Raw genomic sequence first — 14,474 nt, 5'->3', positions numbered from 1 at the left:
AGGGCATCGTATATATGAAGAATGGACTGGAAGACCAGTATGTCATAAAAAACAACAAGCGCCTCCGTTATGGCTACACAACAGGTTCCTGTGCAGCCGGGGCAGCCAGGGGTGCAGTCCGGATGCTGCTTTCGGGAGAGACTCTTTCCGAGGTAGAGCTTGATACCCCAAAGGGGATCACTCTCACGTTACAGCTTCACGATATTACCCGGGGCGAAACCTATGTCTCCTGTGCGGTACAGAAGGATGCAGGGGATGATCCGGATACCACCAATGGGATCCTGGTCTATGTAAAAGCGGAGAAGTTTTCTGTTTCAGCGGCAGAACAGGACGGGGAGGAACGGAAAACAGAGAGATCCCGGCCTCAGATCATCCTGGACGGAGGGGTCGGTGTGGGGCGTGTCACCAAGCCGGGACTTTCCCAGAACGTGGGCGAGGCGGCAATCAATCCGGTTCCCAGAGCCATGATCCTGCGGGAAGCCGAAGAGGCGGCCCAGGAATATGACTACGAGGGCGGTCTGAAGCTTACCGTATCCGTCCCTCAGGGGGAGGAGATCGCGAAGAAAACTTTTAATCCCCGTCTTGGCATTCTTGGCGGGATCTCCATACTTGGAACCAGCGGGATCGTAGAGCCCATGAGTGAGAAGGCTCTGATCGAAAGCATCCATGTGGAGATGAAGCAGCATTTCTGCCAGGGAGAAGATTTTATCCTGGTGACACCGGGGAATTACGGTGCGGATTATCTCAGGGAGCATATGTCCATTCCCTTTGAGAACAATATCAAGTGCAGCAATTATGTAGGAGAGACCATTGACATGGCCATTGATATGGGCGTAAAGGGCATTCTTTTTGTGGCTCATATCGGTAAGTTTGTAAAGGTTGCCGCCGGGATCATGAATACCCATTCCCACTGTGCTGACGGAAGGATGGAGGTTCTCTGTGCAAGTGCCATCCGTGCAGGGGGCTCTCTGGAATGTGCCAGAGAGATCCTGGAGGCGGGGACTACGGATGAGGCGCTGGCTGTTCTTGACAGCTATGGTATCCTGAAAGAGACTATGGCTGTGGTCATGGAGAAGATCCAGTTTTATCTGGACCACAGATCCTATGAGCAGATCCTTCTGGGTGCTGTGGTGTTTTCCAATGTATACGGACTGCTGGGGCAGACCCGGGATGCAGAGGAGCTGATCCATAAGATACAGGAGCAGGCAGTCGGGGTGGATGATATTTCATGACAGGAAACCCCGGTCCGGATGGAATTTTTTTAATTTCAAGACAAAATTTGATATAAATAACAGACAGGTTTTATCCTGTCTGGAAAATATAGTTAGGAGGAAAGAAATATGGCAGGTAAATTATATGGTGTAGGTGTAGGACCGGGAGATCCGGAGCTTCTTACCTTAAAAGCACTTCGTCTTGTAAAGGAGGCAGAGGTGATCGCACTTCCGGGACAGGTTCCGGAGGATACGGTAGCGTTTAAGATCGTGGAGGGGGCTTATCCGGAGCTTGGAAAGAAGGAGCTTCTTGCAGTTCCTTTTCCGATGTCCAAGGATCCTGAGGTGCTGAAGAGCTATCACGATGCAGGAGCAGAAAAAGTCAAGGCTGTCCTGGACCAGGGGAAAGATGTGGTATTTCTCACACTGGGAGATCCTACCGTGTATTCCACATATCTCTATATCCATCACAGACTTGTGGCTCAGGGCTATGAGACGGAGATCGTCTGTGGCATCACATCCTTCTGTGCAGTTTCCGCCCGTCTGAACACCGGACTTGTGGAGAAGGCAGAGCCTCTTCACGTGATCCCGGCTTCCTATCAGATCGAGGATGCGCTGAAGCTTTCCGGTACCAAGGTCCTTATGAAGGCCGGAAAGAAAATGAAGGATGTGAAGGCGGAGCTTCTTTCTCAGGGGGCAGAGGCCATGATGATCGAAAACTGCGGAATGCCGGATGAAAAGATCTACCGGACCGTGGAGGAGATCCCTGAGGATGCAGGATATTATTCCCTGATCATTATCAAAGAAAACAAAGACAGAAGAGAGGAATAGATTATGGTACATTTTGTAGGAGCAGGTCCGGGAGCACCGGATCTTATCACAGTAAGAGGTAAACAGTATCTGGAAGAGGCAGATGTGATCATCTATGCGGGATCTCTTGTAAATCCCCAGCTTCTGGAGTATTCCAAGGATGTGTGCACCATCCATAACAGTGCAAAGATGACCCTTGAGGAAGTGATCTCTGTTATGGAGAGAGCAGAGGCTGAGGGTAAGATGACCGTTCGTCTCCACACCGGCGATCCATGTATCTATGGTGCGATCCGTGAGCAGATGGATATCCTGGATGAAAAGGGAATCCCCTATGATTCCTGCCCGGGTGTCAGTGCCTTCTGCGGAGCTGCATCTGCACTGAACCTGGAGTATACACTTCCGGATATTTCCCAGAGTGTGATCATCACAAGAATGGAAGGAAGGACACCGGTGCCGGCAAAAGAGAGTATTCAGTCCTTTGCCGCTCATAATGCGACTATGGTTATTTTCCTCAGTACAGGTATGCTGGAGGAGCTGAGCCGCAGACTGGTGGAGGGCGGATACCGTGAGGATACACCGGCTGCCATCGTCTACAAGGCAACCTGGCCCGATGAGAAGAAGTTTATCTGTACAGTGGGTACTCTGGCGCAGACAGCAAAAGAGAACAAGATCACAAAAACAGCGCTTATGCTGGTAGGCGATGCGGTCAATGCTGCAAGCTATGACAGATCCAAGCTGTATGATCCGAGCTTTACCACAGAGTTCCGTGAGGCTACGAAATAAAATATGAACATTTCCATCATTTGCTTCAGTATGACAGGGCTGGAGACAGGGGAAAGGCTTCAGAGGGCTCTGGAAAAAGAGGGTGAGAGTGTCACCCTTGCAAAAAAGAGCCGTTACCTTCCGGATCCGATCTCTGTTTCCACCTCCCAGTGGGCAGGGGAACAGTTCCGGACAGGAAAAGAGGGTGTGATCTTTATTGGCGCCTGCGGGATCGCAGTGCGCAGTATCGCACCTTACATTGCCGGAAAAAAGACGGATCCGGCTGTGCTGGTGATCGATGAGTGTGGAAAATTTGTCATTGCTCTTCTTTCCGGACATCTGGGCGGAGCCAATGAGCTGGCTCTTCGCTGTGCCGGATATCTTAAGGCGGTGCCGGTTGTGACAACAGCCACAGATCTTCACAGCCGTTTTGCAGTGGATGTTTTTGCAAAAAAGAATGGCTGTGCTATTTTTCATATGAAGGCTGCAAAGGAGGCTTCTGCAGCCCTTCTTGCGGGAGAGAGCGTTGGCTTTTACAGTGAGTTTCCATGGGATGGAGAGCTGCCGGAGGGTCTGGTGCTTTGCGGGAAAGACGGAAGGCCCTCAGCTGCAGCGGATCCGGAGAATGGTGAGAAAGCCGGTGAGGCACCGGAAACAGGTATTGCGGTGACGATCCACAGAGGTTGCCTGCCCTTTAAAAATACAGTCCATGTGGTGCCGCCCTCTGCAGTTCTGGGAATGGGCTGCCGCAGGGGAAAGGATGCAGCCTCCATCCGGAAGGCGGCAGAGGAATGTCTGAGAGAATCGGATGTTTACAGAGAAGCACTGAGAGCCATTGCCAGTATCGATCTGAAGAAGGAAGAGGTGGGACTTCTTTCTCTGGCAGAAGCCTGGCAGCTTCCGTTTCTGACCTTTACAGAGGAAGAGCTGAAGGCAGTGCAGGGTGAATTTACCCCGTCACAATTTGTAAAAAAGATAACAGGTGTAGAGAATGTCTGTGAGAGAAGCGCGGTTCTGGGTTGCGGACAGGGTACACTGATCAGAAAAAAAACAGGCCGGGACGGTGTGACCACCGCCCTTGCAGCCGGAAATCGGAGGATACGTTTTGAGTAAGATTTATGTTGTAGGAATTGGCCCGGGTGCGTATGACCAGATGACTGGAAGAGCGATCCGTGCATTAAATGAAAGTGATGTGATCATCGGTTACACGGTGTATGTGGATCTTGTAAAGGAGTATTTTGCAGGCAAAGAGTTCATGACCACACCGATGAAAAAAGAGGTAGACCGCTGTGTACTTGCTTTTGACGAGGCAAAAAAAGGAAAAACCGTTTCCATGATCTGCAGTGGTGACGCCGGTGTCTATGGCATGGCAGGTCTGATGTATGAGGTGGGAGAAAACTATCCGGATGTGGAGCTGACCATTATCCCGGGTGTGACAGCAGCCACAGGCGGCGCCGCAGTGCTGGGTGCACCGCTGATCCATGACTTCTGCCTGATCAGCTTAAGTGATCTTCTGACTCCGTGGGAGAAGATCGAGGCAAGGCTTCTGGCAGCAGCACAGGCGGATTTTGTGGTATGCCTTTACAATCCGTCCAGCAGAAAACGTAAGGATTATCTTCAGAAGGCCTGTGATCTGATGATGAAATACAAGTCCCCGGATACTGTCTGCGGCACGGTTGCCCAGATCGCACGTGACGGCGAGACTGCACAGGTTATGACACTGAAGGAACTCCGTGATACAGAAGTGGATATGTTTACTACCGTTTTTGTGGGAAATTCACAGACTAAGAATGTAAACGGCAAGATGGTAACACCAAGGGGATATAAGAATGTATAAAGCCATTGTTTTTGCAGGGACCACCGAGGGCTATGCACTCTGTGAGTTCCTTGCGGAAAATCATGTTCCGGTCTATGCCTGTGCAGCCACGGAATATGGCGGCTCCCTTCTGAAGGAAAATGAATTTCTCCATGTCAGCGCCGGAAGGCTGAAAACCGAAGATATGGAGGAGCTTTTCCGGAGGGAAGCGCCGGAGATCGTTCTGGACGCCACTCATCCCTATGCAGCAGAGGTGACAAAAAATATCCGGACTGCCTGTGAGAACGGAAGCATCCGCTATCAGCGTGTCCTTCGCCCGGAGGGGGAGAAGAACAGGGAAGCCATCTATGTGGAAAGCACGGAGAAGGCGGCAGAGCTTCTTTCCGGTACAGAGGGGAACATTTTTCTTACCACAGGAAGCAAGGAGCTGTCTAAATTTACAGTGATTCCGGATTACCAGGAGCGGCTTTTTGCCCGGGTGCTGTCCATCCCTTCCGTGATCAGCTCCTGTGCGGAGCTGGGAATCGAAGGAAAGCATCTCATCGGTATGCAGGGGCCATTTTCTACAGAGATCAACGAAGCCATGCTTCGACAGTTTCAGTGCAGCTATCTGGTCACCAAGGATACCGGTCTGGCAGGTGGATTCCCGGAAAAGATGGAGGCCTGTCAGCGCTGCGGCGTCACACCTGTGATCATCGGAAGACCATTGCAGGAGGAGGGGCTGTCCCTGCCGGAAGCAAGGGTATTTCTGGCAAAGCTGTTCGGCCTTACCCTGTCACAGAGGGTTTCTCTTGTAGGCATCGGCATGGGTGCGGAAAAAACCCTGACCCTGGAAGGAAAGAAGGCCTTTGATGAGGCGGAGCTTCTGATCGGTGCAAAGCGTATGACAGATGCCGTACAGAGGCCGGGGCAGATGGTTCTCCATGAGTATCGCAGTGATAAGATCGTGGAGTATATCAAGACACATCCACAGTACCGTACCGTAGCCATTGCCCTTTCCGGCGATGTGGGCTTCTACAGCGGTGCAAGGAAGCTGATGGATCTTCTGGATGGCGATGTCCAGGTGATCTGCGGGATTTCTTCCGTTGTTTATTTTATGGCGAAGATCGGTCTTTCCTGGGATGATGCCAGAATCGTCAGCGCTCATGGAAGAGACTGTAATCTGATCGCCCTGATTCGGCATAACCCCAAGGTTTTTTCCATTCTGGGAACAGAGGATGGGGTAGCTCGTCTGGCTTCTCGTCTGGTTGCGTATGGAATGGGTGATGTGACCCTCTATGTGGGAGAAAATCTTTCCTACGAAAATGAAAAGATCTTTCATGCCAGTGCGGCAGAGCTTACAGAATACCGGGGTGATGCGTTAAGCGTGGTAACTGCGTGCAATGAAAAGGCAGTACCTTTGCCCGCAGTTCACGGGATCTGTGATGAGGAATTTCTCCGTGGGAAGGCGCCTATGACAAAGGAAGAGGTGCGTACGGTTTCTCTGTCCAAGCTTCGTCTTCAGGAGGATTCTGTCTGCTATGATGTGGGAGCGGGCACAGGCTCGGTTTCCGTTGAGATGGCGCTTCGTGCCTGGAAGGGGCAGGTCTATGCCATCGAGAAAAAGGAAGATGCCCTTGCTCTTCTGAAGGAGAACAGGCGGAAATTTGCCACAGACAATCTGGAGATCGTGCCAGGTACTGCGCCGGAAGCGATGGTGGAACTGCCTGTTCCGACACATGCCTTTATCGGCGGGTCTTCCGGAAATATGAATGAGATCATCCGGCTTCTTCTGGACAAAAATCCAAAAGTACGGATCGTGATCAACTGCATCACGCTGGAGACGGTGACGGAAGCCATGAATGCCATACGAGATTTCAGCCTGACGGATGTGGATATCGTACAGCTGTCTGCGGCAAGATCAAAATCTATCGGAAGGTATCATATGATGATGGGTGAGAATCCGATCTATATCATTTCCTGCAGCGGAAGAGGGGAGGAGATTTAGGTGAAGATCCCGAGAATACTTCTTGCGGCAGGTGCCAGCGGAAGCGGAAAAACCCTGATCACCTGCGGGCTGCTTCAGGCGCTGGTGAATCGTGGCCTTAAGGTGGCTTCTTTTAAATGCGGCCCGGATTACATAGATCCTATGTTCCACAGCCGTGTGATCGGTACAAGATCCCGAAACCTGGATACGTTTTTTACAGATGGAGACAGAACCCGGTATCTTCTGGCAAAGAACGCATCGGACTGTGAGATCGCAGTGATGGAGGGAGTTATGGGGTATTATGACGGTGTAGGAGGGATCACCTCCAGAGCCAGCGCCTATGATCTGGCCTCCACCACAGATACACCGGTGATCCTGATCGTAAACAGTCGTGGTATGAGTGTTTCCCTGGCTGCCTATGTAAAGGGCTTTCTGGAATACAAAAAGGACAGTCATATCTGCGGCGTGATCTTTAACCAGATGTCTCCCATGCTGTATCCTAGGATGAAGAAGCTTCTGGAAGAGGAGCTTTCCGTAAAGGTGCTGGGATATGTTCCGAAGGTGGAGGACTGTGTGATCGAAAGCCGTCATCTGGGGCTGGTGCTTCCGGAGGAGATCCCGGAGCTGAAAAGCCGTCTGCAGAAGCTTTCCGAGGTACTGGAGAAAACATTGGATATCGATGGGATCCTGGAGCTTGCAGGGGAAGCACCGGAGCTTGCGGCACCGGAGACGGAAATGCTGATACAGAAGGATACTGCCTTCGGATACCGTACAGAGGAAAAGGTGCGGATTGGTGTGGCGGATGATGAAGCCTTCTGCTTTTTCTATGCGGATAATTTAAATCTTCTGGAGCAGATGGGAGCGGAGCTGGTACGTTTTTCACCCATTCATGACAGAGAGCTTCCAGAGGATCTGGACGGGCTTCTTTTAAGCGGCGGTTACCCGGAATTAAACGGGGAGGCGCTGGAAGAAAATCAGGAAATGTGCACCCAGATCCGGGAAGTCATCCTGGACGGAATGCCCTGTCTGGCAGAATGTGGCGGATTCATGTATCTTCATCAGGAGATGGAGGATATGGAAGGAAAGCAGCGCAGAGTCTGCGGGGTGATCCCTGGAAGGGCTTACCGGACACCGAAGCTGAACCGGTTCGGCTATATCACCCTTACGGAAAAACAGGATACCGGACTTGGTGAGATCCCGGCTCATGAATTCCATTATTTTGATTCCACAGATTGCGGAGAGGATTTTCATGCGGCAAAGCCGGCATCTAAAAGAGGATGGGATTGTATCCATGACCGGGGCAGGCTGATGGCAGGATTTCCGCATCTTTATTATTACGGAAATCCCAGGGTTCCGGCACGCTTCCTGAAGAACGCACTGGAATATAAGAAAGAACGGAGGCAGAAAAAAGATGCTGAAATATAGTCTTCCTGCACTGGTCATAGGATTTGTGCTGGATCTTCTGATCGGGGATCCCAGATGGCTTTATCATCCGATCTGTGTCATCGGCAATCTGATCGCAGTGCTGGAAAAGGTGATCCGGAAGATCTTTCCGAAAAATCACGGCGGTGAGCTGACAGGAGGCTTTCTGATCGTAGTGCTTGTCTGTCTGTTCAGCGGCGGGGTGCCGCTTCTGGTGCTTTATTATCTTTACCGGTATCTGCCGGTGGCCGGATTTGTGCTGGAGGTTTTCTGGTGCTATCAGCTTCTTGCCACTCGTTCCCTGAAAGATGAGAGTATGAAGGTTTATGACCGGCTGAAAAACGGAACTCTGGACGAGGCACGCTATGCGGTGTCCATGATCGTAGGCCGTGATACCAGAGAGCTTACGGAAACCGGCGTGACAAAGGCTGCTGTGGAAACCGTTGCGGAAAATGCATCCGACGGCGTGATCGCCCCCATGCTTTATATGGCTATCGGCGGGGTGCCGCTGATGTTTTTGTATAAGGGTATCAATACCATGGATTCCATGCTTGGATATAAAAATGACAAATATCTTTATTTCGGCCGTATTGCGGCAAAGCTGGATGATGTGGCCAATTATATCCCTGCGAGGATCTCCGGATGGCTGATGGTGGCAGGAACTGTTTTTACAGGAATGGATACAAAAAACGCGGCAAAGATCTACAAACGTGACCGGAGAAATCATGCAAGCCCCAACTCTGCTCAGACAGAGGCTGCCATGGCCGGAGCGCTGGATGTACAGCTTGCGGGAAATGCATATTATTTCGGGAAATTATATGAAAAACCCACGATCGGGGATCCGATCCGCCCGGTGGAGCCGGAGGATATCAAAAGAGCTAACCGGCTGATGTACGCGGCATCCATACTGGGTGTGGTTGTATTTGGACTGCTCAGTGCGGGGATCCGGTTCGGGTTATTAAGGTAACAATAAATACAGACAGGAGAATGACCAATGACAAAACACATACATGGAGGAGACGTATATAAACATAAAGACTGCCTGGATTTTTCGGCAAATCTGAATCCTTTGGGAACACCGGAAAGTGTGAAGCAGGCCATTATCCACAGTCTGGATCATATTGCACAGTATCCCCAGGTGGGATGTGGCGTTCTCAGGGAAAGGATCGCAGAATCGGAAGGGGTAAAAGCGGAAGAGGTAATATGCGGTAACGGAGCAGCAGAAGTGATCTTTACTCTCTGTCATGCAGTAAAGCCAAAGCGGGCTCTGATCCCGGCGCCTACTTTTGCGGAATACGGACAGGCTCTGGCCAGCACTGGCTGTGAGCTGGAATATTACATGCTGACGGAAAATGACGGTTTTGTGCTCAGTGAAGCATATCTGGATATCCTTCATAAGGGATTGGATATGGCTTTCTTATGTAACCCCAACAATCCTACCGGCATGCTGATCCCCCACAGGCTTCTGAAAAGGATCCTGGAAAAATGCAGAAAGCTGGATATCCTGCTGGTGGTAGATGAATGTTTCCTTGATTTTGTAAAGGAACCGGAAGAGTATTCTCTGAAGCGTTCTCTTTCCGGGTTCAATAATCTTTTTATCCTGAAGGCATTTACAAAAAGATATGCCATGGCCGGTGTGCGGCTGGGCTATGGCCTCTGTTCTGACAGAAAGCTGATGGAAAGGATGGAGCTCTGCGTTCAGCCATGGAATGTTTCCACCATGGCCCAGGCAGCCGGGCTCCAGGCACTTACAGAGACGGAATATGTAGAGGAGGGAAGACAGCTTGTTTTTCGGGAGGCACAGTGGCTGAAGGATGAGCTGGTCCGCATTGGGTATAAAGTATTTCCGTCGGAAGCAAATTATATTTTCTTTAAAGGACCGGAGGAGCTCTTTGACTTCTGTCTGCGCAAGCGGATCCTGATCCGTGACTGCAGCAATTATCCGGGACTTACAAAGGGGTATTACCGGATCGCGGTAAAGCGCCATGAAGAAAATGTAAAACTGATCGAAGTACTTGAGGGAGGTATATTATGGCAAAAGCAATAATGGTACAGGGAACCATGTCCAATGCCGGAAAAAGCCTGCTGGCTGCGGGACTTTGCAGAATCTTTAAGCAGGATGGATATCGTGTGGCTCCTTTTAAATCACAAAATATGGCACTGAATTCCTTTATCACAGAGGATGGTCTTGAGATGGGACGGGCCCAGGTCATGCAGGCAGAGGCAGCCGGGATCCGGCCGTCTGTCCTGATGAATCCCATCCTTCTGAAGCCTACCAATGATGTAGGCTCCCAGGTGATCGTAAACGGAGAGGTTCTTGGAACCATGAGTGCCAGGGATTATTTCAAATATAAGAAGACCCTGGTCCCGGATGTGATGAAGGCGTACAACGCTCTTGCAGCGGAAAACGATATCATTGTCATCGAAGGTGCGGGAAGTCCTGCCGAGATCAATCTCAAGGATGAGGATATTGTAAATATGGGTATGGCAAAGATGGCCAAGGCACCGGTCCTTCTTGTGGGAGATATTGACCGTGGAGGTGTTTTTGCCCAGCTGATCGGTACGGTGGAGCTTCTGGAGGACGATGAGAAGGCTATGGTAAAGGGGCTGATCATCAACAAATTCCGCGGAGATAAGACTATTCTGGACCCTGGTGTTGTCATGCTTGAGGAAAGAAGCGGGATCCCGGTGGTGGGGGTGGCGCCTTATCTGGATATCCAGGTGGAGGATGAGGACAGCCTGACGGAGCGTTTTGACCGGAAGCAGGAAGCCGGTGTCATTGATATCGCAGTGGTCCGTACACCAAGGATCTCCAACTTTACGGATTTTAATCCTTTTGAGAGCATTCCCGGAGTTTCTCTCCGCTATGTAAAACACCCGAGAGATCTTCACTCTCCGGATATGATCATCCTTCCTGGAACCAAGAATACCATGGGCGATCTGATCTGGATGCGGGAAAGCGGAATGGAGGCAGCAGTTCTTAAGGAAGCCTCCAGAGGCAAGCTGATCTTTGGTGTCTGCGGCGGCTATCAGATGCTGGGTGAAACCTTAAGCGATCCTCATGGCGTTGAAAATGGCGGTTCCATGAAAGGAATGGGACTTCTTCCCATGGAAACGGTATTTGCCGAAAAGAAAACCAGGACCAGGGTGCAGGGGCATTTCGGTCAGCTGTCCGGTGTGTTTGCTCCTCTTTCCGGTGCGGAGATCGAGGGCTATGAGATTCATATGGGCGAAAGCATCCTGAAGGACAATGCAGGAACAGCCACGAAGATTACAGACAGCGTCAGCGGTAAGAAAAAAGAAGAGGGTGCTTTTGCGGGAAATGTGTGCGGAACCTATATCCATGGCGTTTTCGATAAGGAAGCATCTGCAGAGGCGATCATCCGCGTGATCGGCGAGAAAAAAGGGATTGATGTGGAAAATATGACAGGCGTGGATTTTGCGGCATTTAAGGAACAGCAGTATGATATCCTGGCTGCAGAGCTGCGGAAGCATCTGGATATGAAAAAAATCTATGAGATACTGGAAAACGGGATTACGGAGGAAGAATAGAAATGAAAGTTGAGCTTGAAAATGTAAAACCCATGGAGATCGAAAAAAGAAGCTTTGAGATCATCACAGAAGAGCTGGGGGATACTCCCCTGATCCCGGGAACAGAGCTGATCGTAAAACGCTGCATCCACACAAGCGCAGATTTTGATTATGCAAAAAATCTCTGCTTCTCGGAGGGGGCAGTGGAGATGGCCATGGACGCCATCCGCAACGGTGCCTGTATCGTCACAGATACCCAGATGGCAAAGGCCGGGATCAACAAGCGTGCACTTGCCCGCTACGGCGGTGAGGCTTACTGCTTCATGTCCGATGAGGATGTGGCTGCCCTTGCAAAAAAGAACGGGACTACCAGAGCCACAGCCAGCATGGACAAGGCAGCAGAGATGGATAAAAAGCTGATCTTTGCCATTGGAAACGCACCTACCGCACTGGTACGTCTTTATGAGCTTATTGAGAACGGAAAGCTTTCTCCTGAGCTGATCATCGGTGTGCCGGTAGGCTTTGTGAATGTTGTGCAGTCCAAGGAGCTGATCATGCACGCAGATGTGCCTTATATTGTGGCAAAAGGACGCAAGGGTGGAAGCAACATCGCTGCGTGCATTGTAAATGCCCTGCTCTACATGATCGATAACCGGAGAGATTAGGAGCCGGTAACCTCCTTCAGAAGCTGACAGGCAGGCAGAAAATCCTTGGATGGAATGGAGGAGCAGGAGAGGACCAGGGTGACCTCGGCTCCGTTTTCTCTGAGAACCTCCAGTCCCAGACCACGGTTCCGGGCTCTGTCTGTCAGTTCACTGCCTGTGAGAGAACAGGGAAGAGTAAGGGCAAGGCTGGTTCCTGCGGCTCCTGTTTGGATCTGGCAGTCCTGGCCGAAGGTTCCCCGGACAGCCTGGGAAAGAGCCTTCAGCTTCTGGGAATAAAGGCGGCGGAGCTTTCTTGTCTGAGAAGCCAGATGCCCGTCGCGGATAAACTGGCAGAGCGCGATCTGTTCTGCCTTGGAAGCAGTCTGATTATAAAAGGCTGCTTTTTTTGTATATTTTTCCCGGAGAGAGCGCGGCAGTACCATGAAGCTGACACGGATGGAGGGCAGCAGCAGCCTGGAAAAGGAACCGATATAGACAACGTTTTCACCACCTGCAAGACCGAAAAGTGAAGGCGTCGGCTTCTGGAAATAAACAAATTCGTTTTCGAAATCATCCTCAATGATCAGATGGTCATTGATCTCCGCATGACGGATCAGCTCCAGGCGTCGTTTTACCGGCATGATCTCGCCCCATTTCGTCATGTGAGCAGGAGAAACATAGATCACATCGCAGCTTTTGTCCCGGTAATGGACATCAAAGCCGTAATCCTGAAAGATGGTGCTGCATGTGGTGAAGGACGGTGTGGGGAACGAAACGGTTTTCCGTTCATGGATCAGAGGGCAGAGGATCTGGAGAAGGGGCTGGAGACCGGCCCCTACTACAATGTCATCCGGGGAGCAGATCACATTTCTGCGTTCCCGGATATAGTCTGCGAGAACCTCCCGGAAATCGCTTTCGCCCTGGGGTTCGCCATAAGAAAGCATACGGTCGCCCTGGCGGAGGGCGCTTTTGATGTAACGCTGCCACAGATCAAAACGGAAGCTTTCCCGGTCAACACCGGAAGAGGCAAAATCATAAAGGCAGGGCGTGATGTCCTTATCCTGTTTTTCGGGGGTAAGCAGATGCTGCTTGGAAGCAATGCCGGTGACATAATAGCCGCTTTGTGCCCTGGCGATGATATAGCCGTCTGCTGCCAGCAGAAGATAGGCATTTTCAATGGTGGTACGGCTCAGCTTCAGCTCCTGGGCGCATTTGCGGAGGGAGGGCATTTTGCTTCCGGGAAGGAGACGGCCTTCCAGGATCAGCTTCCGATAATAGTGGTAAACCTCCAGATAAAGGTGTTCTTTTTTGTGTTCTGCAGATATATTTAACATAAGTATGATGATTTCCTTCCAAAAATGATTGCGTAAACCTGACAGTTCATTCTATAATATTACAGAAAAAAACTCAAGACTGGAGAATTACCATGAAAAAAATAGCAGTGATCAATGATCTTTCCGGGCTGGGGAAATGTTCACTGACAGCAGCGATCCCGGTGATCTCGGTGATGGGAGTCCAGGCGTGTCCACTTCCCACCGCTGTTTTAAGCAACCAGACCGGTTATGAAAGTTATTTTTGTGAGGATTTCACAGAGCATATGGAACCATATATGGAGCAGTGGAAAAAAAGAGGATTTTTCCCGGATGGGATCTATACAGGATTTCTTTCTGACGATAAGCAGGCAGACAGGATCCTGAAATTTATGGATGCGTTTGCAGGGAAGGATACTCTGATCCTTACAGATCCGGTGATGGGGGATGACGGCGCGGTTTATCCGATCTATACAGAAGAGCTCCGCAGCCGGTTCTGCGAACTGACACGTCGTTCCTATGTGATCACACCGAACCTTACGGAGGCCCTCCTTCTTCTCTACGGAAAAGAAAAAATGGAGGAGATCTGGAATAAACTGCAAAAGGTATCAGAGGCCCGGCGGATGGAAGAGATCCGGGAGATCGGGTGCGGACTTGCCCGGAAATTTTCACTTCCTGCCGTTGTGATCACCGGAGTGGATCACAGGGAGGAGGGGCAGCCTCTGAAAATGGGGAATCTTGTCCTGGAAAACGGAAACAGCTCCTGGGTATTTGCAGAGAAATCCGGCGGAAGCTATTCCGGGACAGGAGATCTTTTTGCATCCGTGCTCAGTGCAGGGCTGGTAAAAAGATATTCCATGAAAACCTGTGCAGAGCTGGCCGTGGACTTTATCTCGGCATCGATCCGGGATGCGGTGGAGGAAGGAACAGACCGTAACGATGGTGTATGCTTTGAACAGCATCTCGGCATGCTGCTTCCGTAAAAACATAAGGGGATAAAAA

General features: G+C 50.7%; 13 protein-coding genes. 12 read left to right on the top strand and 1 reads right to left on the bottom strand.

The features are described 5' to 3' along the window. Positions 1-14: 14 nt before the first annotated feature. The 11 genes from cbiD (at position 15) to ABCM67_RS12105 (ending at position 12,183) form a co-directional block, all read left to right on the top strand. Positions 15-1,232 (top strand): cobalt-precorrin-5B (C(1))-methyltransferase CbiD, encoded by a 1,218-nt coding sequence (gene cbiD / locus ABCM67_RS12155; RefSeq protein WP_147603012.1) that lies wholly within the window; start codon positions 15-17, stop codon positions 1,230-1,232. A gap of 108 nt (positions 1,233-1,340) precedes the next feature. Then, a complete protein-coding gene (cobI, locus tag ABCM67_RS12150) occupies positions 1,341-2,042 on the top strand; it encodes a precorrin-2 C(20)-methyltransferase (RefSeq protein WP_092069119.1) in 702 nt (233 codons plus the stop codon). 3 nt (positions 2,043-2,045) lie between these two features. Further along, positions 2,046-2,804, top strand: a complete 759-nt coding sequence (gene cobM, locus ABCM67_RS12145; protein ID WP_173745966.1) for a precorrin-4 C(11)-methyltransferase — start codon at positions 2,046-2,048, stop codon at positions 2,802-2,804. A 3-nt stretch (positions 2,805-2,807) separates the two neighbouring features. Then, a complete protein-coding gene (locus ABCM67_RS12140; protein ID WP_173745967.1) occupies positions 2,808-3,896 on the top strand; it encodes a cobalt-precorrin 5A hydrolase in 1,089 nt (362 codons plus the stop codon). Beyond that, positions 3,889-4,620, top strand: coding sequence for a precorrin-3B C(17)-methyltransferase (cobJ, locus tag ABCM67_RS12135; RefSeq protein ID WP_021650567.1), 732 nt, complete (start codon positions 3,889-3,891; stop codon positions 4,618-4,620). Before ABCM67_RS12140 ends, cobJ begins: the two co-directional genes overlap by 8 nt. Beyond that, entirely contained in the window at positions 4,613-6,586 is a 1,974-nt protein-coding gene (gene cobK / locus ABCM67_RS12130) for a precorrin-6A reductase (RefSeq protein WP_147603010.1), read from the top strand. Before cobJ ends, cobK begins: the two co-directional genes overlap by 8 nt. Continuing rightward, positions 6,587-7,990 (top strand): cobyrinate a,c-diamide synthase, encoded by a 1,404-nt coding sequence (locus ABCM67_RS12125; protein ID WP_147603009.1) that lies wholly within the window; start codon positions 6,587-6,589, stop codon positions 7,988-7,990. After that, positions 7,977-8,954 carry an adenosylcobinamide-phosphate synthase CbiB gene (cbiB, locus tag ABCM67_RS12120; RefSeq protein ID WP_015524814.1) on the top strand — a complete coding sequence of 326 codons (978 nt, stop codon included), beginning with the start codon at positions 7,977-7,979 and terminating at the stop codon, positions 8,952-8,954. The genes ABCM67_RS12125 and cbiB overlap by 14 nt, the downstream gene beginning before the upstream one ends. Before the next feature lie 27 nt (positions 8,955-8,981). Further along, positions 8,982-10,034 (top strand): threonine-phosphate decarboxylase CobD, encoded by a 1,053-nt coding sequence (cobD, locus tag ABCM67_RS12115; RefSeq protein WP_110102259.1) that lies wholly within the window; start codon positions 8,982-8,984, stop codon positions 10,032-10,034. After that, entirely contained in the window at positions 10,019-11,539 is a 1,521-nt protein-coding gene (locus tag ABCM67_RS12110) for a cobyric acid synthase (protein WP_021650563.1), read from the top strand. The genes cobD and ABCM67_RS12110 overlap by 16 nt, the downstream gene beginning before the upstream one ends. A gap of 2 nt (positions 11,540-11,541) precedes the next feature. Next, the gene (locus tag ABCM67_RS12105) at positions 11,542-12,183 is read left to right on the top strand and encodes a precorrin-8X methylmutase (protein WP_015524817.1); all 642 of its coding nucleotides are present in this window, start codon (positions 11,542-11,544) and stop codon (positions 12,181-12,183) included. On the opposite strand, the gene ABCM67_RS12100 is transcribed toward ABCM67_RS12105, so the two are convergent. Further along, on the bottom strand, positions 12,180-13,496 hold the full coding sequence (locus tag ABCM67_RS12100; protein WP_147603008.1) for a PLP-dependent aminotransferase family protein: 1,317 nt from the start codon (positions 13,494-13,496) through the stop codon (positions 12,180-12,182). The two genes, ABCM67_RS12105 and ABCM67_RS12100, sit on opposite strands and share 4 nt — an antisense overlap. A gap of 92 nt (positions 13,497-13,588) precedes the next feature. Here ABCM67_RS12100 and ABCM67_RS12095 point away from each other — a divergent pair, with 92 nt between their 5' ends. Continuing rightward, entirely contained in the window at positions 13,589-14,455 is an 867-nt protein-coding gene (locus ABCM67_RS12095) for a pyridoxamine kinase (RefSeq protein WP_021650560.1), read from the top strand. Positions 14,456-14,474: the final 19 nt, after the last annotated feature.

It is taken from the genome of Blautia sp. 2227st1_G12_2227SCRN_220401 (assembly GCF_039062885.1).
Taxonomy (GTDB): Bacteria; Bacillota; Clostridia; order Lachnospirales; family Lachnospiraceae; genus Blautia_A; species Blautia_A fusiformis.
Note: the sequence above shows the minus strand (reverse complement) of the source record. Positions and strands in the feature narration are given on the sequence as shown.

Coding starts and splice junctions, on each gene's coding strand:
- cobM (WP_173745966.1), top strand. CDS start 2,046: ATGGTACATTTTGTAGGAGCAGGTCCGGGAGCACCGGATCTTATCACA.
- ABCM67_RS12100 (WP_147603008.1), bottom strand. CDS start 13,496: ATGTTAAATATATCTGCAGAACACAAAAAAGAACACCTTTATCTGGAG.
- cobI (WP_092069119.1), top strand. CDS start 1,341: ATGGCAGGTAAATTATATGGTGTAGGTGTAGGACCGGGAGATCCGGAG.
- cobD (WP_110102259.1), top strand. CDS start 8,982: ATGACAAAACACATACATGGAGGAGACGTATATAAACATAAAGACTGC.
- ABCM67_RS12110 (WP_021650563.1), top strand. CDS start 10,019: ATGGCAAAAGCAATAATGGTACAGGGAACCATGTCCAATGCCGGAAAA.
- cbiD (WP_147603012.1), top strand. CDS start 15: ATGAAGAATGGACTGGAAGACCAGTATGTCATAAAAAACAACAAGCGC.
- cbiB (WP_015524814.1), top strand. CDS start 7,977: ATGCTGAAATATAGTCTTCCTGCACTGGTCATAGGATTTGTGCTGGAT.
- ABCM67_RS12140 (WP_173745967.1), top strand. CDS start 2,808: ATGAACATTTCCATCATTTGCTTCAGTATGACAGGGCTGGAGACAGGG.
- cobK (WP_147603010.1), top strand. CDS start 4,613: ATGTATAAAGCCATTGTTTTTGCAGGGACCACCGAGGGCTATGCACTC.
- ABCM67_RS12105 (WP_015524817.1), top strand. CDS start 11,542: ATGAAAGTTGAGCTTGAAAATGTAAAACCCATGGAGATCGAAAAAAGA.
- ABCM67_RS12095 (WP_021650560.1), top strand. CDS start 13,589: ATGAAAAAAATAGCAGTGATCAATGATCTTTCCGGGCTGGGGAAATGT.